This is a genomic window from Erythrobacteraceae bacterium WH01K (genome assembly GCA_027941995.1).
Taxonomy (GTDB): Bacteria; Pseudomonadota; Alphaproteobacteria; order Sphingomonadales; family Sphingomonadaceae; genus CAJXSN01.
In genome coordinates, this window is sequence record CP115966.1 from 1,788,986 (window position 1) to 1,812,585 (window position 23,600).

The 23,600-nt window shown below is 62.8% G+C and carries 20 protein-coding genes; 9 read left to right on the forward strand and 11 right to left on the reverse strand.

Going from position 1 to position 23,600, the window contains the following annotated elements:
* Positions 1–126: 126 nt before the first annotated feature.
* Positions 127–2,796 carry a pyruvate, phosphate dikinase gene (gene ppdK, locus PF049_08855; protein WBY15707.1) on the forward strand — a complete coding sequence of 890 codons (2,670 nt, stop codon included), beginning with the start codon at positions 127–129 and terminating at the stop codon, positions 2,794–2,796.
* Here the strand turns inward: ppdK and PF049_08860 are convergent.
* Positions 2,782–3,555, reverse strand: a complete 774-nt coding sequence (locus tag PF049_08860; protein WBY15708.1) for a methyltransferase domain-containing protein — start codon at positions 3,553–3,555, stop codon at positions 2,782–2,784. The genes ppdK and PF049_08860 overlap by 15 nt on opposite strands.
* A gap of 55 nt (positions 3,556–3,610) precedes the next feature.
* Between PF049_08860 and PF049_08865 the strand changes: the two genes are divergently transcribed.
* The 4 genes from PF049_08865 (at position 3,611) to PF049_08880 (ending at position 7,417) form a co-directional block, all read left to right on the forward strand.
* Entirely contained in the window at positions 3,611–4,435 is an 825-nt protein-coding gene (locus PF049_08865) for a ComF family protein (GenBank protein WBY15709.1), read from the forward strand.
* A gap of 272 nt (positions 4,436–4,707) precedes the next feature.
* Positions 4,708–5,085, forward strand: coding sequence for a phosphoribosyl-AMP cyclohydrolase (gene hisI / locus PF049_08870; protein WBY15710.1), 378 nt, complete (start codon positions 4,708–4,710; stop codon positions 5,083–5,085).
* Positions 5,086–5,116: 31 nt separating this feature from the next.
* On the forward strand, positions 5,117–5,548 hold the full coding sequence (locus tag PF049_08875; protein WBY15711.1) for a MerR family DNA-binding transcriptional regulator: 432 nt from the start codon (positions 5,117–5,119) through the stop codon (positions 5,546–5,548).
* A 63-nt stretch (positions 5,549–5,611) separates the two neighbouring features.
* A complete protein-coding gene (locus tag PF049_08880) occupies positions 5,612–7,417 on the forward strand; it encodes an acyl-CoA dehydrogenase C-terminal domain-containing protein (GenBank protein WBY15712.1) in 1,806 nt (601 codons plus the stop codon).
* 59 nt (positions 7,418–7,476) lie between these two features.
* Here PF049_08880 and PF049_08885 read toward each other — a convergent pair whose 3' ends face one another.
* From PF049_08885 to tyrS, 5 genes are all read right to left on the reverse strand, one after another.
* Positions 7,477–8,466 carry an FAD-dependent oxidoreductase gene (locus tag PF049_08885; GenBank protein WBY15713.1) on the reverse strand — a complete coding sequence of 330 codons (990 nt, stop codon included), beginning with the start codon at positions 8,464–8,466 and terminating at the stop codon, positions 7,477–7,479.
* Positions 8,467–8,646: 180 nt separating this feature from the next.
* Positions 8,647–9,567 (reverse strand): cysteine synthase A, encoded by a 921-nt coding sequence (gene cysK / locus PF049_08890; GenBank protein ID WBY15714.1) that lies wholly within the window; start codon positions 9,565–9,567, stop codon positions 8,647–8,649.
* Positions 9,564–10,880 (reverse strand): MFS transporter, encoded by a 1,317-nt coding sequence (locus PF049_08895; GenBank protein ID WBY15715.1) that lies wholly within the window; start codon positions 10,878–10,880, stop codon positions 9,564–9,566. The genes cysK and PF049_08895 overlap by 4 nt, the downstream gene beginning before the upstream one ends.
* Positions 10,881–10,939: 59 nt before the next feature.
* Positions 10,940–11,278: a PilZ domain-containing protein gene (locus PF049_08900; protein WBY15716.1), complete on the reverse strand. Its 339-nt coding sequence runs from the start codon at positions 11,276–11,278 to the stop codon at positions 10,940–10,942.
* A gap of 113 nt (positions 11,279–11,391) precedes the next feature.
* On the reverse strand, positions 11,392–12,621 hold the full coding sequence (gene tyrS / locus PF049_08905; GenBank protein WBY15717.1) for a tyrosine--tRNA ligase: 1,230 nt from the start codon (positions 12,619–12,621) through the stop codon (positions 11,392–11,394).
* A 106-nt stretch (positions 12,622–12,727) separates the two neighbouring features.
* Between tyrS and PF049_08910 the strand changes: the two genes are divergently transcribed.
* From PF049_08910 to PF049_08920, 3 genes are read left to right on the forward strand one after another with little or no spacing between them, the layout of a single operon-like run.
* Positions 12,728–13,249, forward strand: coding sequence for a hypothetical protein (locus PF049_08910; GenBank protein ID WBY15718.1), 522 nt, complete (start codon positions 12,728–12,730; stop codon positions 13,247–13,249).
* Entirely contained in the window at positions 13,246–14,454 is a 1,209-nt protein-coding gene (locus PF049_08915; GenBank protein WBY15719.1) for a DUF1343 domain-containing protein, read from the forward strand. Before PF049_08910 ends, PF049_08915 begins: the two co-directional genes overlap by 4 nt.
* Entirely contained in the window at positions 14,454–15,455 is a 1,002-nt protein-coding gene (locus tag PF049_08920) for an aspartyl/asparaginyl beta-hydroxylase domain-containing protein (protein WBY15720.1), read from the forward strand. Before PF049_08915 ends, PF049_08920 begins: the two co-directional genes overlap by 1 nt.
* Positions 15,456–15,491: 36 nt before the next feature.
* On the opposite strand, the gene PF049_08925 is transcribed toward PF049_08920, so the two are convergent.
* From PF049_08925 to PF049_08935, 3 genes are all read right to left on the reverse strand, one after another.
* Positions 15,492–16,676, reverse strand: coding sequence for a VWA domain-containing protein (locus PF049_08925; protein ID WBY15721.1), 1,185 nt, complete (start codon positions 16,674–16,676; stop codon positions 15,492–15,494).
* 13 nt (positions 16,677–16,689) lie between these two features.
* Complete coding sequence (locus PF049_08930) at positions 16,690–17,538, reverse strand: MoxR family ATPase (GenBank protein WBY15722.1); 849 nt, start codon at positions 17,536–17,538, stop codon at positions 16,690–16,692.
* 128 nt (positions 17,539–17,666) lie between these two features.
* Positions 17,667–18,950 carry a serine hydrolase gene (locus PF049_08935; GenBank protein WBY15723.1) on the reverse strand — a complete coding sequence of 428 codons (1,284 nt, stop codon included), beginning with the start codon at positions 18,948–18,950 and terminating at the stop codon, positions 17,667–17,669.
* A gap of 90 nt (positions 18,951–19,040) precedes the next feature.
* On the opposite strand from PF049_08935, the gene PF049_08940 reads away from it, so the two are divergent.
* A complete protein-coding gene (locus PF049_08940) occupies positions 19,041–20,273 on the forward strand; it encodes a bifunctional alpha/beta hydrolase/OsmC family protein (protein WBY15724.1) in 1,233 nt (410 codons plus the stop codon).
* Between the two features lie 52 nt (positions 20,274–20,325).
* Here PF049_08940 and parE read toward each other — a convergent pair whose 3' ends face one another.
* Together parE and PF049_08950 are read right to left on the reverse strand one after the other, a co-directional pair.
* Positions 20,326–22,317, reverse strand: a complete 1,992-nt coding sequence (parE, locus tag PF049_08945) for a DNA topoisomerase IV subunit B (protein ID WBY15725.1) — start codon at positions 22,315–22,317, stop codon at positions 20,326–20,328.
* 77 nt (positions 22,318–22,394) lie between these two features.
* Positions 22,395–23,576, reverse strand: a complete 1,182-nt coding sequence (locus PF049_08950) for a penicillin-binding protein activator (protein ID WBY15726.1) — start codon at positions 23,574–23,576, stop codon at positions 22,395–22,397.
* Positions 23,577–23,600: the final 24 nt, after the last annotated feature.

Genomic DNA, 23,600 nt, shown 5'->3' on the forward strand with positions numbered 1-23,600 from the left:
ATTCTTCGTGTTCTCCCCGCCAGAGTGTCAACTTTGCCGGGGGTAAGAAACCATTTCCTGTCAGGAACTTGATTGCCTGACGTGAGGTTGGCACCTGTCAACTTCGTCAACATCGCCGGGGTTTGAATGGCACAGACAGTTTTCACGTTCGGCGGCTCGGCAAAAGCAACCGATGCCAGGGCCAAGGACAAGACCGTGGTCGGCGGCAAGGGTGCGAACCTTGCCGAGATGGCAGAGATCGGCCTGCCCGTTCCCCCGGGCTTCACCCTGACGACGGAAGAATGCCTGCGCTATTTGGAACAGGGCGGCGAATTCCCCGAAACCCTTCGCGACGATGTGCATACGGCCCTCGGTCATATCGAAGGAACCGTGGGTAAGCGTCTGGGAGACAAGGAAGACCCGCTGCTCGTCTCCGTGCGTTCCGGCGCAGCAATCTCGATGCCAGGCATGATGGACACCGTCCTCAATCTCGGCTTGAACGACGAAACCGTGCTGGGCCTTGCAGCGATTGCCGACGACGAACGCTTTGCCTGGGACAGCTATCGCCGTTTCATCCAGATGTATTCCGACGTCGTGCTCGGCCTCGACCATGGCCTGTTCGAGGAAGCGTTGGAAATCGCCAAGGAAGACAACGGCTTCTACAACGATACCGAGATGTCGGCTGAGGACTGGAAGGCGCTGGTCGGCGAATACAAGCGCATCGTCGAGGAAGAATTGGGCGCGCCGTTCCCGCAGGACGTCACGCAGCAGCTGTGGGGCGCCATTCGTGCCGTGTTCGACAGCTGGGATAGCGAGCGGGCAAAAATCTACCGCCGTCTCAACGATATACCGCACGACATGGGCACGGCGGTGAATGTGCAGGCGATGGTCTTCGGCAATATGGGCGACACCAGCGCCACCGGCGTCGCCTTCACCCGCGACCCCTCGACCGGGGAACGGACCTATTACGGCGAATGGCTGGTCAACGCCCAGGGCGAGGACGTGGTCGCCGGTATCCGCACGCCGCAATACCTGACCAGGGCGCGGCGTGAGGAAGCGGGTGCGGACAAGCCCAGCATGGAAGAGGCCATGCCCGAAGCCTACGGCGAACTGGCCCGCGTGTTCGAGCTGCTGGAGCAGCATTACAAGGACATGCAGGACATCGAGTTCACGGTTGAACGCGGCAAGCTGTTTCTGCTGCAGACGCGCAACGGCAAGCGTACAGCCAAGGCCGCGCTGAAGATGGCGGTCGACATGGTGGGCGAGGGCCTGATCGACGAACGCACGGCGATCCTGCGGGTCGACCCCATGGCGCTCGACCAGTTGCTGCACCCGACGCTCGATCCCGATGCGCCGCGTGACGTCATGACGGCGGGCCTGCCCGCTTCCCCGGGCGCGGCCAGCGGCAAGATCGCTCTCGACGCAGATACGGCGGAGCAATGGGCGGGACGTGGCGAGAAGGTCATCCTCGTCCGCGTGGAAACCAGCCCCGAAGACATTCACGGCATGCACGCGGCGCAGGGCATCCTGACAGCGCGTGGCGGCATGACGTCACACGCGGCCGTGGTGGCGCGCGGCATGGGGCGCCCCTGCGTATCGGGCGCGTCCACCGTCTCGATCGACCGCGAGGCGCGTACGCTTCGCATTGGCAACCGCGGCCTGGCGGAAGGTGACGTCGTCACCATCGATGGCGGCAATGGTCAGGTGATGGCAGGCGAAGTGGCCACCATCGAACCCGAGCTCGCCGGCGACTTCGGCACCGTCATGGAATGGGCCGACGCCCATCGCCGAATGCGGGTGCGCACGAATGCCGAAACGCCGGGCGATTGCCGCATGGCGCGGCAGTTCGGCGCGGAGGGGATCGGGCTCTGTCGTACGGAACACATGTTCTTCGATGCCGACCGGATCAGCGCGGTTCGCCAGATGATCCTCGCAGAGGACGAACGCGGACGCCGCGAGGCCCTGACCAAGCTTCTGCCCGAACAGCGCGCGGATTTCCGCCAGATTTTCGAGGTCATGGCAGGCCTGCCGTGCACCATTCGCCTGCTCGACCCGCCGCTGCACGAATTCCTGCCGCACAACGACCGCGAGTTCGAAGAGCTGTCCGACACCACCGGTATCGGGGTAACGCAGCTTCGCCGCAGGGCGGAAGAATTACATGAATTCAATCCGATGCTGGGACATCGTGGATGCCGTCTGGGTATCACATACCCCGAAATCTACGAGATGCAGGCGCGCGCCATCTTCGAGGCGGCCTGCGATGTCGCCGAGGAAAGCGGGGAAGCGCCCGTGCCGGAAATCATGATTCCGCTGGTGGCCACCCGCCGCGAACTCGCGCTGCTGAAGCAGCTTGTCGACAGGGTCGCAGGGGAAGTCTTCGAAAGCCGCGGCCGGACGCTCGATTACCTCGTCGGGACGATGATCGAATTGCCGCGCGCTGCGCTGATGGCTGGCGAGATTGCCAACGAGGCGATGTTCTTTTCCTTCGGAACCAATGACTTGACGCAGACGACGCTGGGGGTTTCGAGGGACGACGCAGGCGGCTTCCTCGCGACTTATGTCGACAAGGGAATCTTCCCGCGCGATCCGTTCGTCAGCCTCGACATCGACGGCGTGGGCCAACTCGTCGAACTTGCCGCAGAACGCGGACGCGCGACGCGCGGCGATATCAAGCTCGGGATTTGCGGCGAGCATGGCGGCGATCCGGCCAGCATCGCGTTCTGCGAAGCGACCGGGCTCGATTACGTCAGTGCCTCGCCTTACCGCGTGCCGATCGCGCGGTTGGCGGCGGCGCAGGCTTCGCTACGTTCCAGCTAGGGATCGGCGGCCGGTCAGGGTGATGATCTCGAAGGTTTCCGTGACCTTCCCGTCGTCATCGGCCTGATCGAGAAACGCGCTGCTTGCGCGTGCAAGGGCCTCCTTGCCCAAGGGCGGCGCATGATCGGCCAGGGCATTGCCCAGTGCCTGGTCGCGCAGATCCGACACCAGTCGGTCCAGTGCGCCATAGCGAACCTTCAGGGTGAAAGTGTCGACGACCGGGTCCTTCCAGCCTGCGCGCTGCAAAAGGTCGGGGGCGGCGCGGGCATCGACCAGCGGATGCATCCGCGCAGCGGTCCGCCCCTTCTCCGCAGCCATCATCGCCCTACGCAAGTGCCGCAGGCTTCCGCCGCCGACAAAACTGGCAATGACGAGTCCGCCTGGCGCGAGCGCATTGCGAGCATGGATCAGGGCTCCGGGCAAGTCGTTGACCGCGTCCAGTTCGCCCGAAATGCCGATAAAATCGAAACCTCGCCCCGGACTATCCAGATCGTAGGGGCGCTCCAGATCGAGAAAGGGCAGGGCGGTGACGGTGGCCGGGGCGAGGTGGGATAGAAGTTCTCCGCTGACCTGTCCGACCAGCAAGGCCCTGTCCGGCTCTGCCCGGACGAACTGAAGCCGCTCGGTCATGTCGGCCGCAATCTCATCGCTGATGAAACGCGCAGCCGAGGGATCGCGCTCCTGCCGGCTGGCGGCGCGAAGACTACGGGCGCGGCGACGGTCGGAACTAAAAATCTGGGGAACTTGTATCTGGGACATGCCCCGCCTCCTGACGCGCTTGCCTGTCCGCGGCAAGAGGTGCAGCACGGACAGAATGTCTTTCCCTTCGAGACTTGCCGGCGCGCTGAAGCCGATGATCGACTTGGCCTACCCGCCGCGCTGCCCCCTGTGTGGCGATGCGCTGGGGACGCAGGAAGGGCTTTGCCTCGATTGCTGGGCGCAGCTGGACATTCCGGGCGCGCCCCAATGCAGCGCCTGCCAGAGGCCGTTGCCCGCATCCCTCGGCATGGATGACGCGCCGCTTTGCGCGCCGTGCATGAAGGAGGCGCCGCGCCATTCCGGAATTGCCGCAGCGACGTTCTACAATGATGCCTCACGAAAACTGATCCTGTCGTTCAAGCATGGCGGGCGGATCGCACTTGCCCGCATGATGGGACGGTTGATGGCCGCGCGGCTCGGACCCCTGGACCCGGAGACGGTGCTCGTCCCGGTGCCGCTGCATCGATGGCGGATCTGGAGGAGGGGGTACAACCAGTCGGGCTTGCTGGCGAACGAGATCGCACGGATCACCGATGCCGGCGTCGTTCTCGACGCCCTGGAACGGACCGTTGCCACACCGAGCCTCGGGGGGCTCGGCAGGCAAGCGCGCAGCAAGGCCCTGCATGGCTCCATCCGGGTGTCCGCGAGAGGCCTGCGAATGATCGCGGGACGACGCGTCGTCTTGGTCGACGATGTCATGACGAGCGGCGCCACGGCCGATGCGTGCCTGACTGCATTGCTGAAAGGCGGCGCCCACGATGTCCGCATCGCCTGTTTTGCGCGGGTCGTCGATGGAGAGCGAGGGGGAAGTCGCCCGGTCGCAGCAAAAGCAGAAAACGAAACGCCCGAGGTCCCTTTCGGAACCCCGGGCGCCGCGTGACGAAACTTTTCCGGTTTCCGGCGGCCTTCCCCCGATGGCCGAGCTGGGAACCCGGTCCCTCATCCGTCAAATGATACCGGCCTCTTGACCGGCACCCTCTCCCCAAAACCTGGCTGCAAACTGCAATCCAAAATGTGGGCGACGTCGCTACGTCGTAGGACAAGATGTTCCATTTGCGCGGCCAATGAGGAAGAGGCATTAGCCACAACTGCCGATTTCGCATCGCGCCTGTGACGTAACTGCAACAACTATAGCGTGGACCGATCAACGACATGGAACAGCCGACCAAAGAAGAGCGAGAAAGCGGCAAGACTTTCCTGCCCAAGTTCGATGACAATGGACTGCTGACCGCCGTCGTAACGGATACAGCGACAAACGACATTCTGATGGTCGCGTTCATGGACCGCGAGGCGCTGGATGCGACGGTGAAGACAGGGCTCGCACATTTTCATTCGCGGTCGCGCGGGAAGCTTTGGCAGAAGGGCGAAAGCTCCGGAAATGTCCTGCGCGTAAACGAGGTGCTGGTCGACTGCGACCAGGACGCGATCATTCTGCAGTGTGAGCCTGCAGGGCCCACCTGCCATACCGGCGCGCGCAGCTGTTTCTATCGCCAGTTGGAGGGCGGTGTTCTCCGGAACGTAACATCTTGACCTTTACGTAAGGGGGATGTAGGCGGGTGGCATGTCAGCCACCACCGCAAAGCGTGAATACGCGCATCTAGAGCGTCCCGACGAACTCGCCAGGGAACAGTTTTCGATTTCCGACCTGACGAGCGAATTCGACTGCACTGCGCGTGCGCTGAGATTCTACGAAGACGAAGGACTTATCGCACCCGCCCGGGTCGGTTTGACGCGGGTCTATTCCAAGCGCGACCGTGCGCGCCTCGCATGGATCATGCGCGCGAAGAATGTCGGCTTCAGCCTGACCGAGATCAAGGAGATGATCGATCTCTACGACCTTGGCGACGGTCGCGTCGAACAGCGGCGCGTTACGGTCGAGAAATGCCGTGCCCATGTCGCGAAGCTGAAACGGCAGCGTGACGATATCGATTCGTCGATCAGCGAGCTGTCCGAATTCATCGAACATATCGAGACAATCGATCCGGTGAAGTGACCTTACCGGCCTTCGGGCCGACCACCCCCCCGAACCAAACCACTCGTCCACAAAGGATAATTGATGCCCACCTATACTGCCCCGACGCGTGACACCCGTTTCGTCGTGAACGAACTTCTCGACCTGGCGAGCTACGGCAACCTGCCGGGTTTCGAGAGCGCGACGCCGGACATGATCGATACCGTCATCAACGAAGCCGGCAAATTCTGCAGCGAAGTCCTTCACCCCCTGAACCAGGTCGGTGACCAGCAGGGCTGCACGCGCCACGACGACGGCAGCGTCACTACGCCGGAGGGGTTCAAGGAAGCCTTCGCACAGTATGTGGAAAGCGGCTGGGGCACGATCGCCTCTCCCGAAGAGTTCGGCGGGCAGGGGATGCCGCACGTGATGGGCTTCGTGGTCGAGGAATTCATGGCCACGTCCAACATGGCTTTCGCCATGTATCCGGGCCTGACGACCGGCGCCATCGCGGCGCTGACTGCTGCCGGTACGGAAGAGCAGAAAGCGATGTATGTGCCGAACATGATCGCCGGAAAGTGGCTCGGCACCATGAACCTGACGGAGCCGCATTGCGGTACCGATCTCGGCATGATCCGCACGAAGGCCGAACCCCAGGCGGATGGCAGCTACGAGATTACCGGGACGAAGATCTTCATCTCGGCCGGCGAGCATGACCTGACCGAGAACATCGTCCACCTGGTTCTGGCCAAGACGCCGGGCGCACCGGACAGCTCGAAGGGGATCTCGCTCTTCGTGGTGCCCAAGTTCCTCGTGAACGAGGACGGGTCGCTGGGTGAGCGCAACGGCGTGTCCTGCGGCTCGATCGAGCACAAGATGGGTATCAACGGCAACGCGACCTGCCTGCTGAACTATGACGGCGCGAAAGGCTGGATGGTCGGCGAGGAGAACAAGGGTCTCGCCGCAATGTTCGTGATGATGAACGCCGCCCGTCTCGGGGTCGGCATTCAAGGCCTCGCACAGTCGGAAATCGCCTATCAGAACGGCGTGACCTATGCGCTGGACCGCCGCCAGGGCCGCGCCCTGACTGGCCCTGCAGAGCCGGAAGCAAAGGCCGATCCGATCTTCGTCCACCCAGACGTGCGCCGGATGTTGATGGACGCCAAGGCGTTCAACGAAGGCATGCGGGCGCTGTGCCTGTGGGGCGCACTGCTCGTCGACCTTTCACACAAGGCGCAGACGGAAGAAGAACGGGCCGAGGCCGACCAGCTGATTGGCCTGATGACCCCGGTCATCAAGGGTTACGGCACCGACAAGGGCTATGAATTCGCGACCAACATGCAGCAGGTCTATGGCGGCCACGGCTACGTCAAGGAATGGGGCATGGAGCAGTTCGTGCGCGATGCCCGTATCGCCATGATCTACGAAGGCACGAATGGCGTGCAGGCGATGGACCTGTGCGGCCGCAAGCTTGCCAGCAAGGGCGGGGCGGCGATCCAGGCGTTCTTCAAACTGATCGGTGAAGACATTGCCGAGGCGAAGAAGGACGATGATCTCGCACCGATGGCCGGGAAGCTCGAAAAGGCGCTTGGCGAACAGCAGGCCGCGACGATGTGGTTCATGCAGAACGCCATGCAGAACCCGAACAATCTGGGGGCTGGTGCCCATCACTACATGCACCTGATGGGCATCGTGACGCTCGGCCTGATGTGGCTGCGCATGGCCAAGGTCGCGAAGGAAGCGCTTGCCGGCTCGCCCGAAGACAAGGCGTTTTACGAGACCAAGCTGGCGACCGCGCGGTACTATTTCGACCGCTTCGTTCCCGATGCGGGGGCACTGCGCCGCAAGATCGAGGCAGGTAGCGAAAGCATGATGGCCCTGCCAGAAGAGGCTTTCGCCACGGCAGCCTGATTGAAAAACGTCTAGGCAAAATGGAAGGGCGGCTCCGGAATGGAGCCGCCCTTTCTCGTTCAGGGGAAGACCGACCGCATGCGTGAAAGGGCCAAAACCTGCTCGTTCAGGTCGGAAACGGTGTCCGCATTGCCGTATCCGTAATCGTCGTTCGGGCCGACATACTGGACGACCAGCGCATCCCTGCGCGATATGGCCTGCACGGCATCGTAATAGAGCGAATACCGCGCTGCCATCTGCGGGGCGAGATGGCTCACCTGACCGCGTACCGGGATCAGGTCCGGATCGCCCCAGATGTCTTTTGCGCCATACCCCATGCAATTGACGATGACCCGTTCGGGCAGTGCCAGCACCTCTTCGCGGGATGCGAATCGTCGCCGGACGACCGAACCGCCAGCGGCGGCGAATCGGCGTTGCAACAGCGCGAAATACTGGTCGATGTTGAAAACCATCGTCGTGCTTTGTCGCACGGGAACGTTGGGAAACGGTTTCTCGGTTTCGTCCAGCATCCGGCCACGTGGCAGAAGACCGCGAAGACGCCCCCACAGGTGCAACCAGTCGCGGCGCGCATCAACATCCGGCTCGCTGCCGCCGCCAATTCCGTATTGCGGCAGAATCTCGACCGGCTTGCCGGCCCTCTCCATCGCACTCCAATGCTCCGGAAAGCTCGTGCGCGCCCACCATTCCCAGCGGTCGGCAAAACCCGGCGCGACGCCGCTGCCAAGTCCGATCCGGCTGCTGGGAGACCATACCCCCGTGGCGCCCGCCGATGCAGTTTCTCCGGCAAGCTTGTCGGCGTAGAGCGTCACCTGCCTGCCGCTTTCGGCATGGCGGATTGCCGTCGTAAGACCGATGACCCCGCCACCGACAACGGCAACGGGACCGGAGCCTGCCGATCCGGAAAGTCGGACGGCCTCCGCCGCGCAGCCCCAGGATAGCGACCAGCCCGAACCGCCGTGACCGTAATTATGGATGACGCCGGTTTCACCGAACTGCTCGCGTTCTAGTCTGGGGCCGGAGGCGCGAAACGGGCGAAGGCAAACGAGCATGCGCCGGACCAGTTCTGGCTCGAAGCGAAGCGGCGGAAGGGCCGGGGGCCGGAAGGCGGAGGTGACCTGCCGCGGACTGTGCGAACACGCAGCGAGCAACGACACTGCTCCGGCAGACAGAAGACTCCGGCGGGTCAGGTTGCTGTGCACTTCGCCCACTCGGCTTCCTTACCTCAGACCTCAGGCTTCGGGCAGGAAGTCCGGCACCGACAGATACCGCTCGCCGGTATCGTAATTGAAGCCCATGATCCGGCTGCCCGCATCGAGGTCAGGCAGCTTCTTCGCAATCGCCGCCAGCGTCGCCCCGCTCGAAATGCCTACCAGCATGCCTTCTTCGGCTGCGGCGCGCCGAGCCATGTCCTTGGCCGCTTCGGCATCGACCTGGATCGCGCCGTTGATGGACTGGGTGTGCAGGTTCTCGGGAATGAAGCCCGCGCCGATGCCCTGGATCGGGTGAGGGCCGGGCTGCCCGCCATTGATGACCGGCGAGAGCGCGGGTTCGACACCATAAGCCTTCATCTCAGGCCAATGCTTCTTCAGTTCCTCGGCACAGCCGGTCAGGTGGCCACCTGTGCCGACGCCGGTAATCATCGCATCGATCGGCGTGTCGCGGAAATCGTCGAGGATTTCCTGCGCGGTCGTGCGCGTATGCACCTTCCAGTTGCTGTCATTGTCGAACTGGCTCGGCATCCATGCGCCCTCGGTCTGCGAGACGATCTCACCCGCCCGTTCGATCGCGCCTTTCATCCCCTTCGCCTTGTCCGTCAGGTCGAATGTCGCGCCATAGGCGAGCATCAGGCGGCGGCGCTCCAGGCTCATGCTTTCCGGCATGACGAGCACCAGCTTGTAACCCTTGACCGCGGCGACCATTGCCAGGCCGATGCCGGTATTGCCGCTGGTGGGTTCGACGATGGTGCCCCCCGGCTGCAATTTGCCCGCCGCCTCCGCATCCTCGACCATGGCGAGGGCGATACGGTCCTTGATCGAACCGCCGGGATTGGCGCGCTCCGACTTGATCCAGACCTCGTGGTCCGGGAACAGCTTGGCCATTCTGATATGCGGCGTTCCGCCGATGGTCTGGAGGATCGTGTCGGCCTTCATGGGATGTTCTCCTGCAATCTTTCTTCTGGATACTCTTCGTCCAACTCGGGCGGCGGGTCAAAGGTCCGCGTCGTACGCAGCACCGGGAACAGGGTGCTCCACAAGGCGACTGTCACGATCGCACCGATACCGCCTGCGACGACGGCCGCAACCGGACCCACCAGGCTGGCAAGCCAGCCCGACCACGCATCGCCGCCTTCGTTGCTGGCGCTGATGGTGAGCAGGCTGGCGGAGGAAACCCGGCCGCGCTTGTCATCGGGCGTATGCAACTGGACCAGCGACTGGCGGATATAGACGCTGAACATGTCGGCCGCCCCGACGATGAACAGCATCGCGAGGCTGAGCGGCATGTAGGTGGAGAAACCGAATACGATCGTCGCCACACCGAATATGGCAACCGCCCACAGCATCTTCGGGCCGACATTGGTCCGGAGCGGGCGGAAGCTGAAGAAGACCGCCGTCAGCGCGGCCCCGACAGCCGGCGCCATGGCAAGCTGCGCAAGACCGGTCTCGCCAACCTGCAGGATGTCGCGCGCATAGACCGGGAACAGCGCCGTCGCACCGGCCAGGAAGACGGCAAAGAGGTCGAGCGTGATCGCCCCGAGCACCATCTTGTTTTGCACCACGTATTTCACACCGTCCACGATCTGTCCGATGGGCCGCTGCGCTCCGACAATGGCAGAGCGCGGGACATTGCCGATGGTCGAAAGTGCCACGATTGCGAGCAGGAACAGCAGGCAGGCGATGAGATAGGGAAGGGATGGCAGTATGGCGTAGGTATAGCCGCCTACCGCCGGCCCGACGATCATGCCTGCCTGCCACGCAATCGAGGACAGGGCGATGGCGTTGGGCAGGATTGCCTTGGGCACCAGATTGGGGGCCAGGGCGGACAGGGCCGGCCCGTTGAAAGCGCGCACGATGCCCAGCACGATGGCGACCGCGAAGAGTGACGGCAGAGACAGCGAGCCGTGCCACGTCAGCCAGGCCAGCAATGCAGCGCAGCCGAGCTGCAACAGGATGGTCATTCGCCCGAGCAGGGTCCGGCTGAAGCGATCCGCCGCCAGTCCTGCAAACGGCGTCAGCAGGAACAGAGGAATGAACTGCAGCAGGCCGATCAGCGCCAGTTGCCCCGATGCACCTGCCACGCTCATCCCGCTGTCGCGCGCCAGGTTATAGGTCTGCCACCCGATGATCAGCATCATCGCATACTGGCCAAGCGTCATGCTGAGACGCGCGAACCAGTAGGCGCGGAAGTTGTGTACCTTCAGCGGGTGGGTCGGCTGCGGGGCGGTATCGGTCGGTGCAGTACTCACCCGCGCGCCATGGCAGGCGCAAACGGGCGAGGGAAGGGGTTAGCCGACTGGCATGGACCCTATCGTGTCTTTCGCAGGCGGGGATTGGGCTGCAGCGAATCGATAATCTGCAGGAAATCGTCGAGCCGGACGATCCGCTCAAACTGGAATCCGGCGCGGTGGTCGCGGGTCCAAATCGCGTAGGCCTCGATCCGGCCCACAACCGGCAGGCGAATGATGACGCGGTCGCCGCGCGCGATGTCATGCGCATCGTCGACCATGAACCCGTGCGCGGAAAGATTGCTGATATGCATGTTCATGTCGCCATGCTGGTGATGTTCGGCAATCACCGGAAAATCGACCGGGTGGCGCGCCGCGCGGCGCATATCGGTTACTGTTAGCTGTGCACCCACAGACATATTACGCGTCCCTTCGAGTAATACTTGCGAAGGGGCTGTATGCCGCAATTTGCCTGATATTGGGTTAAGCGCCGCTGTCCCGAATTGGCACAACGACACTGAAAACAAACGATTTATCTGGTTACAATTGCGTGTTTCTTTTTACCCAGGCTCAGCTTCGCCTCAACGCCTTCGCCCAGTTCGACCAGGGCCCCGGGATCCGTGACGGCCTGTCCGTCCAGCCTCACTGCGCCCTCGGCAATCTTGCGCTTCGCTTCCTTGTTGGATGCGGTGAAACCAAGTTCGGTCAGGATGGCGCCGATGCGCTTGCCCTCCGTCCCGACGGACAAGGAAGGCAGGTCCTCGCCCGCACCGCCACCGGCAAACGTATCGCGAGCCGTTGCCTGCGCGGAAGCGGCGGCCTCCGATCCGCGAACCATGGTCGTGACTTCGTTGGCGAGGATTTCCTTCGCCGCGTTGATCTCGCTGCCTTCCAATGCTTCGAGCCGTGAAATCTCGTCCAGTGGCAAGTCGGTAAAGATGCGCAGGAAATGGCCGACATCCCGGTCGTCGACATTTCGCCAGTACTGCCAGAAATCGTAGGCCGGCAGCATATCCTCGTTCAGCCAGATCGCGCCGTCGACCGATTTCCCCATCTTCGCCCCGTCCGAACGGGTAATCAGCGGTGCTGTGAAACCGTAAAGTTCACGCCCGTCGATACGGCGGCCCAGCTCGATACCGTTCACGATATTGCCCCACTGGTCGCTGCCGCCCAGCTGCAGGCGGCAATCGTAATCGCGCGCCAGTTTCACGAAATCGTATGCCTGCAGAATCATGTAGTTGAATTCGAGGAACGTCAGCGGCTGCTCCCGGTCCAGTCGCGTGCGGACGGAATCGAAGGTCAGCATCCGGTTCACCGTGAAATGCTTGCCCACGTCCCGCAGCAATTCGATGTATCCAAGCTCGCTCAGCCAGTCGTCGTTATTGACCAGGATCGCGCCCGTTTCGCTGTCGTCGAAGCGCAGGATCTTTTCGAAACTGCTCCTGATCGATGCGATATTCGATGCCAGGACATCGTCTGTCAGCATCTTGCGCATATCGTCCTTGCCCGACGGGTCGCCGACCTTGGCGGTGCCGCCACCCATGACGACGATGGGACGGTGCCCCGCCTGCTGGATACGGCGCAGCAGCATGATCGAGGCGAGGTTGCCGATATGCAGGCTGGCTGCAGTCGGATCGAAGCCGACATAGCCCGTCACCGTTTCCTTCGCCGCCAATGCGTCGAGCGCGCCGGCATCGGTGATCTGGTTCAGATGGCCGCGCTCGGAAAGCAGCGTCAGCAGGTCGGAGGCATATTCGGTCATGCGCGCCCTCTAGCAGCGGCTTTATCGAACCCCAAGAGAGTTGCGTGAAACACTGTAGGCAAGTGTCTTGCAGGCCATCCTTCAGTGGGCGATAGGCGAACGGGTGATGCAGCCACTCGTCCTCCACCCCTCATGCGATCCGGGTCCTATCGAACGGGTCATGGCGGAAATCGAGGCTACGACGGAGGGTTGCCGTGCCCGATTCCGGATCAAGGGCGATCTGCCGCGCGTCATCTTACCCCCGCAAGCGATGGCAGCGCGAGGCGACGGCCTGTGGCGCACCACCTGTTTCGAAATTTTCTGGCAGGCCGACGGCGCCGACGCCTACCGCGAATTCAACCTCAGCCCCTCGTCCAAATGGGCTGCGTACCAGTTCGATGCCCACCGCGAAGGGGGGCGTGATGCTCCGGTAGAGGCACTAGCGATAGCGTCGAGCGCGAGCGACACGGCGCTTTCGCTCGAATGCAGCATCGCGGCTTCCCTGTCTCGGCCCGCGTCCGTTGCCCTCACTGCGGTGATCGAGAACGTGGATGGCTCCATCCAGTTCTGGGCACCGTCCTTTGCCGATGGCAAGCCCGACTTCCACAGCGCGCGCTGCCGCACAATCAGATTGGCTGACCCTGCATGACAACGAAATTCGGACTCGACTGCCTCCTAGAAGACAAGACGCTCCTCGGCGAGCTGAAAGGTCGCCGGGTTGCACTGGTCGCGCATCCCGCTTCGGTGACCGCAAACCTGACCCACAGCCTCGACGCGCTGATCGGTGCCGGCGTCAACGTCTCCAGCGCCTTTGGTCCGCAGCACGGGCTGAAAGGGGACAAGCAGGACAACATGGTCGAAACCGCGGACGAGACCGATCCGCATTACGGCATCCCGATCTTTTCGCTCTACGGCGAAGTGCGTCGTCCGACCGGGCAGATGATGTCGAGCGCGGATGTTTTCCTGTTCGACCTGCAAGACTTGGGCTGCCGGATCTATACCTTCGTCACGACGCTCCTTTACCTGCTGGAAGAGGCTGCAAGGACAGGGAAGTCGGTCTGGGTGCTCGACCGGCCCAATCCTGCCGGTCGACCGGTCGAGAGCACGCTGCTGGTTCCAGGCCATGAAAGCTTTGTCGGTGCGGCACCGATGCCGATGCGGCACGGCCTGACCATGGGTGAAATGGGTCATTGGTTCATCGCGCATTTCGGGCTCGACGTGGATTACCGTGTCATCCGGATGGAAGGCTGGCAGCCGGATGGGGAAGGCCACGGATGGCCGCAGGACCGCGTCTGGATCAATCCCAGCCCCAATGCCGCCAGTGTCAACATGGCGCGGGCCTATGCCGGAACGGTCATGATCGAAGGCGCCACGGTGAGCGAGGGAAGGGGCACGACGCGGCCCTTGGAAGTCCTGTTCGGCGCGCCCGATCTCGATGCAAAGGCGGTGCTGGCGGAGATGCGCCGGATCGCCCCCGAATGGATGGCAGGCTGTACGCTGAGGGACTGCTGGTTCGAGCCTACATTCCACAAGCATCAGGGGCAGCTCTGCAACGCCTTGATGGTGCATGCCGAGGGGCCGGGCTACGATCACGATGCCTTCAGGCCGTGGCGGCTCCAGGCGCTGGCATTCAAGGCCATTCGTTCGCTGTATCCGGACTACGACCTGTGGCGGGGCAAGGATTTCAAGTACGAATATACCGATGATGTCCTTGCTATCGACGTCATCAATGGCGGGCCATCCTTGCGCGAATGGGTCGACGATCCCGGTGCAACCCCTCATGATCTCGACCAACTGGCGAGCGTCGACGAGGCGTCGTGGATCGCCGATGTTCGGGATCACCGTCTGTACTGATGGCGACGCTTCCACCGGAACCCGCGCTTGCTCCGGCAGAGGTGGACAGCCGCCTCGCGGCCAATCCGGTCGACCTGACCGCGCTGCTTGCAAAGGCGGACTGGTCGCTCAGGGCAGGGGACCGGCGTTCGGCCGGCGCGCTGTACGCAGCCGCAGCCGGATCGCCGGACCGTGATCATTCGCAAGCCTCGCCCGACCGCGTGAGGGCAGCGCAGGCCAGCATGGCGCTGCAGCAAGCCTATGTCGATCACATGATGCAAACCCTGTCGGCCGCCGGGTTCGGGAGGTCCCACTGGCATCCCCGCTTTGCCAAGGCGCTCGACATCATGACCGGCCAGCGCCCCCGCGATCCTGTTACGACCGCGTGGCCGCAAATGCCCGGCGTCTTCTTCTATCCGGACCTGCCAGATATCGACTTCATCGAAGCGGATCCGGACTGGGCCGGGGAGGTCGAAGCGGCGACCGATGCCATTGCCAGCGAATTGGACGCGCTGCGGGGCGCCGACGACGCCTTCGAGGCCTATGTTTCGGGCCAGAGCGGTGCGGCGCAGAACGATTATCACGGCATGCTCGGCAACCGCGACTGGAGCAGCCTTCACCTTGTCGAGAATGGTGCGCGCAAAGCCCGACCGGCATCCGCGACCTTGCACGCGCTGGACGCCGCCCCATTGTGCGAGATTGACGGCCGCACGCCCTCGGTCCTGTTTTCGCGCCTGACTGCTGGCGCGCACATTCCGCCACATACTGGCATGCTCAATTTCCGCGTCATCTGCCATTTGCCGATCATCGTGCCCGGGAATGGAGAGATCAGGGTCGGCGGCGCGCGCAGGACGTGGGAGAAGGGCAAGCTGCTCGTCTTCGATGATAGCGTCGAACACGAGGCATGGAACCGTTCGCAGGAAGAACGGATCGTGCTGATCTTCGACATCTGGAAGCCCCAGATCGAAGACATCGAGAAGGCCCAGCTCAGAACGCTGTTCGGCGCCGTGGACAGTTTCTAGAGGCGTGGAGGCCGGTGATCGACCGCCTCCGCCTGCTCAGCCTCCGTTCTTGCGGCTGAGCTCCCGCATCGCTTCGTCCAGGCCTTCCAGCGTCAGGCCGTACATCCGGTCATTCACCAGTTGCTTGATCATCTTCGTGCTCTGGGAATAGCCCCATTGCTTTTCCGGCACCGGGTTCAGCCACACGGTCGCGGGATAGGTATTGGTGACGCGCTGCATCCAGGTCGCGCCCGCTTCCTCATTCATATGCTCCACGCTTCCGCCTGCATGGGTAATCTCGTAGGGGCTCATCGCGGCGTCGCCGACAAACACGATCTTGTAGTCGTGGCCGTATTTGTGAAGGATATCCCACGTCTTTGTCCGCTCGGACCAGCGCCGGCGGTTATCCTTCCACACGCCTTCGTAAAGGCAATTGTGGAAGTAGAAGAATTCGAGGTTCTTGAACTCGCTGGTCGCTGCGCTGAACAGCTCTTCGACGACCTTTATGAACGGATCCATCGAACCGCCGACATCGAGAAACAGCAGCAGCTTCACAGCATTGCGGCGCTCGGCGCGCATGTGGATGTCCAGCCAGCCCTGCTTTGCCGTCCCGTCGATCGTCGCATCCAGATCGAGCTGGTCCTGCGCGCCTTCCCGGGCGAAGCGGCGCAGGCGGCGCAGTGCCATCTTGATGTTGCGCGTTCCCAGTTCCTTGGTGTTGTCTAGGTTCTTGAACTCGCGCTTTTCCCAGACTTTCACCGCACGCTTGTGACGGCTTTCGCCGCCGATGCGGACGCCTTCCGGGTTGTACCCGCCATGGCCGAAGGGCGAGGTACCGCCAGTGCCGATCCACTTGTTTCCGCCCTCGTGCCGCTCTTCCTGTTCCTCGAGCCGCTTCTTGAGCGTGTCCATTAGCTCGTCCCAGTCGCCGAGCTTCTCGATCTCGGCCATTTCCTCTTCGGAAAGGAATTTCTCCGCGACCGCTTTCAGCCAGTCTTCGGGGATTTCGACCGGGTTCTGACCGTAATCGGTCAGTATGCCCTTGAACACTTTCTGGAAGACCTGGTCGAACGTATCGAGCATGCCCTCGTCCTTCACGAACGTGGCGCGCGAGAGGTAGTAGAACGCCTCGGGCGTTTGCTCGATCACGTCCTTGTCGAGCGCTTCGAGCAGGGTCAGGTGCTCCTTGAAAGACGCACCGATCCCTGCCTCGCGCAGTTCATCCATGAAATTGAAGAACATCGGCCGGCCCGCCTTACGTCTGGCGCCGCGACATGAACGCCAGTCGTTCGAACAGCATCACGTCCTGCTCGTTCTTCAGGAGCGCGCCGTGCAGCGGGGGAATCGCCGTGTTCGGATTGGCATCCTGAAGGACCTCGAGCGGCATGTCCTCGTTCATGAGAAGCTTCAGCCAGTCGAGCAGTTCGCTGGTCGAAGGCTTCTTCTTCAGACCGGGAACTTCGCGGATTTCGTAGAAGACATCCATCGCCTTCTTCACCAGCGTCTTCTGGATGTCGGGGTAATGCACCTCGATGATGTCCTGCATCGTCTCCCGGTCGGGGAACTTGATGTAGTGGAAGAAGCAGCGGCGCAGGAATGCGTCCGGCAATTCTTTTTCGTTGTTCGAGGTGATGACGACGATCGGGCGTTCGTTCGCCTCGACCCTCTCTTGCGTTTCGTAAACGTCAAAGCTCATGCGGTCGAGCTCCTGCAGGAGATCATTCGGGAACTCGATATCGGCCTTATCGATCTCGTCGATCAGCAGAACGGGGAGCTGTTCGGAGGTGAACGCTTCCCACAGCTTGCCCTTCTTGATGTAGTTCGAAATGTCGTGAACGCGCTCGTCACCCAGCTGTCCGTCGCGCAGGCGGGCGACGGCATCGTATTCGTACAGGCCCTGCTGCGCCTTCGTCGTCGATTTCACGTTCCATTCGATCAGCGGAGCGCCGATGGCCTTGGCGATTTCGTGGGCGAGGACGGTCTTGCCGGTGCCCGGCTCGCCCTTGACCAGCAGCGGACGGCGCAAGGTCACGGCAGCGTCCACCGCAACCTTCAGGTCGTCTGTTGCGATATAATCGTCGGTGCCTTCGAAACGTTCGGTCATCAGCAGGTATCCCATTGCAACTTGTAATTTGAGAGTGGGCTAGCGAGCGCTTTGGACAAGGGCAAGGGCGACAATCGGCCCTGTTCGGGTGCGAACGATTGGCCAATTTCCTTGCAAGTCAGCGTTCCCTAGCGTCCGATGCGCATGATGCGCTGGGCAATCGATTCCAGCCTCGAATGCTCCAGCGCCGCCTCCGGGTTGTTCCACGACATGGTCAGTACGTGCCACTCGCTGCGGGAGTCGCGCAGGAGCCAGGTGAGGTTCAATACGCCCGGTTCTGATCCGCCCTTGTACCCGGTGTAACTCCACTCTTCGGTCAGCGAGACGGGCATGGCCGGGTAGACGGCGAGAATGTCCCGGGCGACGGGATCGCGCAGTTCGGTAATACGGCCCAGTATGCCTGCAATATCGCGTCCGCTGGCGAACCACTCGATCGTGTCGATCGCTGTCGGACTGCTGAAGCGAGGCGGGACGATCTTCTCAGGATCGCCGCCTACATCGTCGCGGAAATCGGCAAGTATGCGACGCCTGCGATCCTCGTCCGCAGCAAGCCATTTGATCCGGTTCGTCTCGCTGCCTTTCAGCGCGAACAGTTCCAGCGTCGAGAGAAGCGGAATGAGCCGGGACGGCCGGGAGTGCCCGCTGGCAATCACTTCAGCCTCGACATCCCGGCGTCCGACCACGTCGATGAGCACGTCGGTCGCGGTGTTGTCGCTGCCGGCGATCATCTGCGTGGCCAGTGTCTGCAAAGTGACTGGCGCGCCCTCGGGCCACAAATGCATCGTACCGCTGGGGAAGCTGCGGACGCCGATCGTCACGACGTCCGACCAGTCGCGTTCGCCGGCCTCGATCGATCGCGTCAAGGCGGAAAGCACGTAGAGCTTGAAGGTGGAGCCGATGGCCATCTGCCGGTCACTGCCGATATCGAGGATCGCATCGTCAGGTCGGCCGAGCGGGGCGAAATACGCGCTGACCGTTCCGGGCAGGCCTGCAAGGTCAGCGCGGATATCGGCCAGCGAATCGTCGACCGGCGTGAAGCTCGAAAGCATCAGGCCGGCAATCTTGTGCGGCGGGTTCGGGTCGAGCGTGATCGGGCCACTCGCTATCGCATTCTCGAAGCGCAGGTAGACTGTCCCCATGAAGGGTCCGCGCGGATCAACCCGTTCCACACCGACGAATTCACCGTATTGCGCCGTGATTTGCGCCACGAGCTGCGCAAACCGATCGGGGGGCACTTCTGCCAGGAATTGAGAGCCGAAGAGGGTTTCAGCATCGCCGCTCCCGCGGAAGATATCGCCCAGCGCCTCCGTCCGCGATTCCAGCTCCCTCGAGACGGGCGCGTCCTGCGCTGCCGCAGGGAGGGGTGACATGCCCAGCAGGCAAGCGGCGATTAGCAGGCAGGTCGTTCTCATGTCCGTCTTTTGCGAGCAGTCATCGCGACATGCAACGGGTCTGGCTCTCGCGGGGCGGGCTGCTACACCCGCTTGCCACAAGGAGATTTCATGCCGACCGAGACCATAGCGATCACCACCGATGCAGGCCATGAACTGTCAGGCTCTCTGGAATTGCCTACCGGGCTGGTGCGGGGTGCAGCGCTGTTCGCCCATTGCTTCACCTGCACCAAGCAGAGCCGTGCTGCAGTGGCTGTCGCTCGCGCACTCGCGCGGGAGGGAATCGCTACCTTGCGGTTCGATTTTACCGGTCTCGGCGGCAGTGAAGGAGAGTTTGGCCGGGCTGGTTTCGCGAGCGATGTGTCGGACCTTGTTTCCGCGGCACGTGCCCTGTGCGACAGGTTCGGTGATGGCATATTGCTGGTCGGGCACAGTCTCGGCGGCGCGGCGGTGCTGGCCGCAGCCGACGATATCGGTCCGGGCAAGGTCGCGGCCATCGCGACGATCGGTGCCCCGTCCGATGTTCCGCACGTGCTGCATAACGTGAAGGGCGACATCGAGGCGATCGAACGAGACGGGCAGGGCGATGTCACGATCGGTGGCCGGCCTTTCAGCCTGAGCCGCGAGTTCCTCGACAAGACGCGCAGCACCGATCTGTTGGCCGAAGTCGGCAAGCTTCGGCTGCCTGTACTCATCGCCCATTCGCCGACCGACCAGGTGGTTTCCATAGACCACGCATCGCATCTCTTTCAGGCAGCCAGGCATCCCAAGAGCTTCGTCAGCCTGGAAGGCGCGGATCATCTCCTGACCAAGCCGGAAGACGCCGCCTTTATCGCGGCTATCATTGCGGGCTGGGCCCATCGCTACCTGCCGCTGAAAAGCGACTGGCCGATGCCCGATGACGGCGTGGTGGTCCGCAGCGGACATGGCAGGTTCGGCACGGAGGTCCATACGACGAGCCATCGCTTCGTGGCCGACGAGCCCACCGGCTATGGCGGGGACGATACGGGCCCGACGCCCTACGATCTCCTCAATGCAGCGCTTGGCACTTGCACGGTCATGACGATGCAGATGTATGCCGACCGCAAGAAGATGCCTCTGGAAGGCGTGAGCATCCACGTCACCCATGAACGCAAGCACGAAGAGCAATGCGATCACGTGGAGGCGATGCAGGAAAGCCTTCAGGTGCAGGCGCTAAACCGCGTCATCACGATCGAGGGCGACGGATTGACAGAAACCGACCGGGCGAAGCTGATCGAAATCGCCGACAAGTGCCCCGTCCACCGGACGCTGGAGGGCCACCTGCATATCCATACGCGAACCACAGACCCAAAAGCTGGGTGATGCGCGCCTCACCATGACGAAGGATTAGCTGGCGACGACCCTGATTGCAGCGTCAGGCGTCGATCATATCCCGGTCGAGCTCGCCGGCCCGGTTCTGGATGAAGTTGAACCGGTGTTCGGGATTGCGGCCCATCAATCGGTCGACCAGTTCCTTCACGGCATGACGCTGCTCGTGTTCGGCCGGCAGGGTTATGCGGATCAGGCTGCGCGTATCGGGGTCCATGGTCGTTTCACGCAATTGCTGCGGGTTCATTTCGCCCAGACCCTTGAAGCGTCCGACATCGACCTTCTTGCCCTTGAAAACGGTCGCCTCCAGTTCTTCGCGATGCGCCTCATCCTGCGCATAGCGGCTCTCCTTGCCTGCGGTCAGGCGATAGAGCGGGGGCTGGGCGAGATAGAGATGTCCACCGCGCACGATATCCGGCATTTCCTGGAAGAAGAACGTCATCAGAAGCGTCGCGATATGCGCCCCGTCGACATCGGCATCGGTCATGATGATGATCCGGTCGTAGCGAAGCGTTTCCGGGTCGCAGTCCTTTCGCGTGCCGCAACCCATGGCCAGCGTCAGGTCCGCAATCTCGCTGTTGGCGCGGATCTTGTCGGCCGTGGCGCTGGCGACATTCAGGATCTTGCCCCGGATCGGAAGGATGGCCTGGGTCTTCCGGTTACGCGCCTGCTTGGCGCTTCCGCCCGCGGAATCACCCTCGACGATAAACAGTTCGGTTTCGCCGTCGCCTTCTCCGCTGCAATCGGTCAGCTTTCCGGGGAGGCGCAGCTTCTTGGCATTGGTCGCCGTCTTGCGCTTGATTTCCCGTTCCTGCTTGCTTCGCAGGCGCTCGTCCATTCGCTCCATCACGCTGCCGAGCAGCGCCTTGCCGCGTTCCATATTGCCCGAAAGCCAGTGGTCGAAATGATCGCGCACGGCGTTCTCGACGAGCCTTGCCGCTTCCGGAGAGGTCAGGCGGTCCTTCGTCTGGCTCTGGAACTGGGGGTCGCGGATGAAGACGGAGAGCATGACTTCACCGCCGGTCATGACGTCGTCGGCGGTAATGTCCTTTGCCTTCTTGGCTCCGGTCAGCTCGCCGAATGCGCGAAGCCCCTTGGTAAGCGCGGCGCGCAAACCCTGTTCGTGCGTGCCGCCATCGGGCGTCGGCACGGTGTTGCAGTACCAGCTGGTCGAACCGTCCGACCATAGCGGCCACGCGATCGCCCATTCGACGCGCCCCTGTCCGATGCCAGCCTCGTCATCGGGAAAATCCTGGCTGCCGGTGAAAGGTTCGGCGGTAACGCATTCGCGTCCGGAAACCTGTTCCGCCAGATGATCGGCGAGGCCGCCGGGGAACTTGAAGACCGCTTCCGTGGGCACGTCCTCGTTGGCCAGCGCCTCCGCGCATTTCCAGCGGATTTCGACGCCTGCAAACAGGTACGCCTTCGACCGGGCCAGCTTGAACAGACGTGCGGGCTTGAAGGCCCTGTCGCCAAAGATCTCGGTATCCGGCACGAATGTGACGGTCGTGCCGCGCCGATTGGGTACGGGGCCGAGCTTCTGGATGGGCCCCAGCGTCTGCCCCTTCGAAAATTCCTGCGCGTAAAGCTGCTTGTCCCGCGCGACCTCTACCCGGGTCAGGCTGGACAGGGCGTTGACCACACTAACACCGACGCCGTGCAGGCCGCCGCTAGTGGCGTAGGCCTTGCCCGAGAACTTGCCACCCGAATGCAGCGTCGACAGGATGACCTCGAGCGTGGACTTGCCCGGATATTTGGGATGCTCGTCAACCGGTATGCCGCGCCCGTTATCGGCCACGGTGACCCTGTTGCCTTCCTCGACCGTCAGTTCGATCCGGCTGGCATGGCCGGCAACGGCTTCGTCCATCGCGTTGTCGAGCACTTCTGCGACCAGGTGGTGCAGGGCCCGATCGTCGGTGCCCCCGATATACATGCCGGGCCGGCGACGTACCGGCTCCAGCCCTTCGAGGACCTCGATCGAGGAGGAATCGTAATCGCCGCTTGAAGTGGGCGTACCTTCGAAAAGATCGTCTGACATGACAACAGCTATGGGGCCGCACCTCCGGCGTCACAAGCGGCTGCGAAGCGTTTTACGCCTAAATCGGTGGAGATTGCTCAGCCGCCGAAACGCTCGGGCGCGGGATCGAGGATGACGACCGATCCGTCGCGGACCTGCCGGACTTCCATCGCGCGCTCGACCTCGCCACTGCGCTCGAACCGGAAGGCCCCGTCCAGACCGAGGAACCCGCCATCATCGCGAAGATCGCGCACGGGGAAAGTACGACCGACCCGCCAGTCGCGTGCGACCCTCAGGGTCAGCAGCACGGCATCGTAGCCCAGCGTTGCGACGCGAAAGGGCTGGCTTCCGAAGCGGTCGCGATAGCTTTCGGAAAAGCGCTTGAACCGCGCATCGGACACGGACGAGAAGATGGCGTCCCGCAGCGGGGCCGACCGGGTCACGGAGCTTTCGCCGCTCCACAATTCGGTGCCGATCAGCTGGGTGGCGCCCTGACCGGACGGCTTGAGGACTCCTGCAGCCCTTTCCGCGAAGCGCGCATTATCCGCGAGAACGACGGCATCGTACCCTCCAGCCTGCCGCAGACGCTGCGCTGCGCTGATGATTGAGGTATTCCCGCGGGAATAGCGCTCTGTCGATACCAGGCCCCCACCGGTATCGCGCAGGGCCGATGCCAGCGACGCCTCCGCGCGGCGGCCATATTCGCCTTCGGGTGCAAGGATGGAGAAGTTTCGCGCACCCCTGCTGCGGGCATATTCGACCGACCGGCGGATCGACTGGGTCGGCAGATTACCCATCACGAACACGTCCGGGCCGGCTACCTCGTTATCGTTCGAGAAAGAGATCAGGGGGACTTCGGCAGTCCGCGCCTCTGCCAGGACCAGCGGGACATTTTCCGCCATCAGCGGACCCAGGATCAACTTGTTGCCGTCATTGACCGCGCGGCGTGCAGCTTCGCGCGCGCCCGTCGACGTATCGTAAGTGGTGATCCGCAGATTGCTCGCATCGGTGTCGAGGATCGCCATGGTCGTCGCATTGGCAATCGACTGGCCCACATTCGCGTTTCCACCCGACATCGGCACCAGCAGTGCGACACGGTGACGCTCGGTATCGCCGGAGGGCAGGGCGGTCGCGCTCGGTTCCGGTGCAGGCGTCGTCGGTGCAGCTTCGGGAGGCGGCGGAGCGGACGAAGGCGCGCCCGGAATGATCTGGCAGCCGCCCAGCAGGGCCGCAGTCCCGGCGACGACGAACGCGCGCTTGCCCAGATTGAAACCCTTCATAACTTGCCACTCCCTCGCTGCGTG

Bases quoted from the DNA above. Each gene is read 5' to 3' on its own strand.
- ppdK (WBY15707.1), top strand. From the start codon at position 127: ATGGCACAGACAGTTTTCACGTTCGGCGGCTCGGCAAAAGCAACCGAT.
- PF049_08860 (WBY15708.1), bottom strand. From the start codon at position 3,555: ATGTCCCAGATACAAGTTCCCCAGATTTTTAGTTCCGACCGTCGCCGC.
- PF049_08865 (WBY15709.1), top strand. From the start codon at position 3,611: ATGTCTTTCCCTTCGAGACTTGCCGGCGCGCTGAAGCCGATGATCGAC.
- hisI (WBY15710.1), top strand. From the start codon at position 4,708: ATGGAACAGCCGACCAAAGAAGAGCGAGAAAGCGGCAAGACTTTCCTG.
- PF049_08875 (WBY15711.1), top strand. From the start codon at position 5,117: ATGTCAGCCACCACCGCAAAGCGTGAATACGCGCATCTAGAGCGTCCC.
- PF049_08880 (WBY15712.1), top strand. From the start codon at position 5,612: ATGCCCACCTATACTGCCCCGACGCGTGACACCCGTTTCGTCGTGAAC.
- PF049_08885 (WBY15713.1), bottom strand. From the start codon at position 8,466: ATGCTCGTTTGCCTTCGCCCGTTTCGCGCCTCCGGCCCCAGACTAGAA.
- cysK (WBY15714.1), bottom strand. From the start codon at position 9,567: ATGAAGGCCGACACGATCCTCCAGACCATCGGCGGAACGCCGCATATC.
- PF049_08900 (WBY15716.1), bottom strand. From the start codon at position 11,278: ATGTCTGTGGGTGCACAGCTAACAGTAACCGATATGCGCCGCGCGGCG.
- tyrS (WBY15717.1), bottom strand. From the start codon at position 12,621: ATGACCGAATATGCCTCCGACCTGCTGACGCTGCTTTCCGAGCGCGGC.
- PF049_08910 (WBY15718.1), top strand. From the start codon at position 12,728: ATGCAGCCACTCGTCCTCCACCCCTCATGCGATCCGGGTCCTATCGAA.
- PF049_08915 (WBY15719.1), top strand. From the start codon at position 13,246: ATGACAACGAAATTCGGACTCGACTGCCTCCTAGAAGACAAGACGCTC.
- PF049_08920 (WBY15720.1), top strand. From the start codon at position 14,454: ATGGCGACGCTTCCACCGGAACCCGCGCTTGCTCCGGCAGAGGTGGAC.
- PF049_08925 (WBY15721.1), bottom strand. From the start codon at position 16,676: ATGTTCTTCAATTTCATGGATGAACTGCGCGAGGCAGGGATCGGTGCG.
- PF049_08930 (WBY15722.1), bottom strand. From the start codon at position 17,538: ATGACCGAACGTTTCGAAGGCACCGACGATTATATCGCAACAGACGAC.
- PF049_08935 (WBY15723.1), bottom strand. From the start codon at position 18,950: ATGAGAACGACCTGCCTGCTAATCGCCGCTTGCCTGCTGGGCATGTCA.
- PF049_08940 (WBY15724.1), top strand. From the start codon at position 19,041: ATGCCGACCGAGACCATAGCGATCACCACCGATGCAGGCCATGAACTG.
- parE (WBY15725.1), bottom strand. From the start codon at position 22,317: ATGTCAGACGATCTTTTCGAAGGTACGCCCACTTCAAGCGGCGATTAC.
- PF049_08950 (WBY15726.1), bottom strand. From the start codon at position 23,576: ATGAAGGGTTTCAATCTGGGCAAGCGCGCGTTCGTCGTCGCCGGGACT.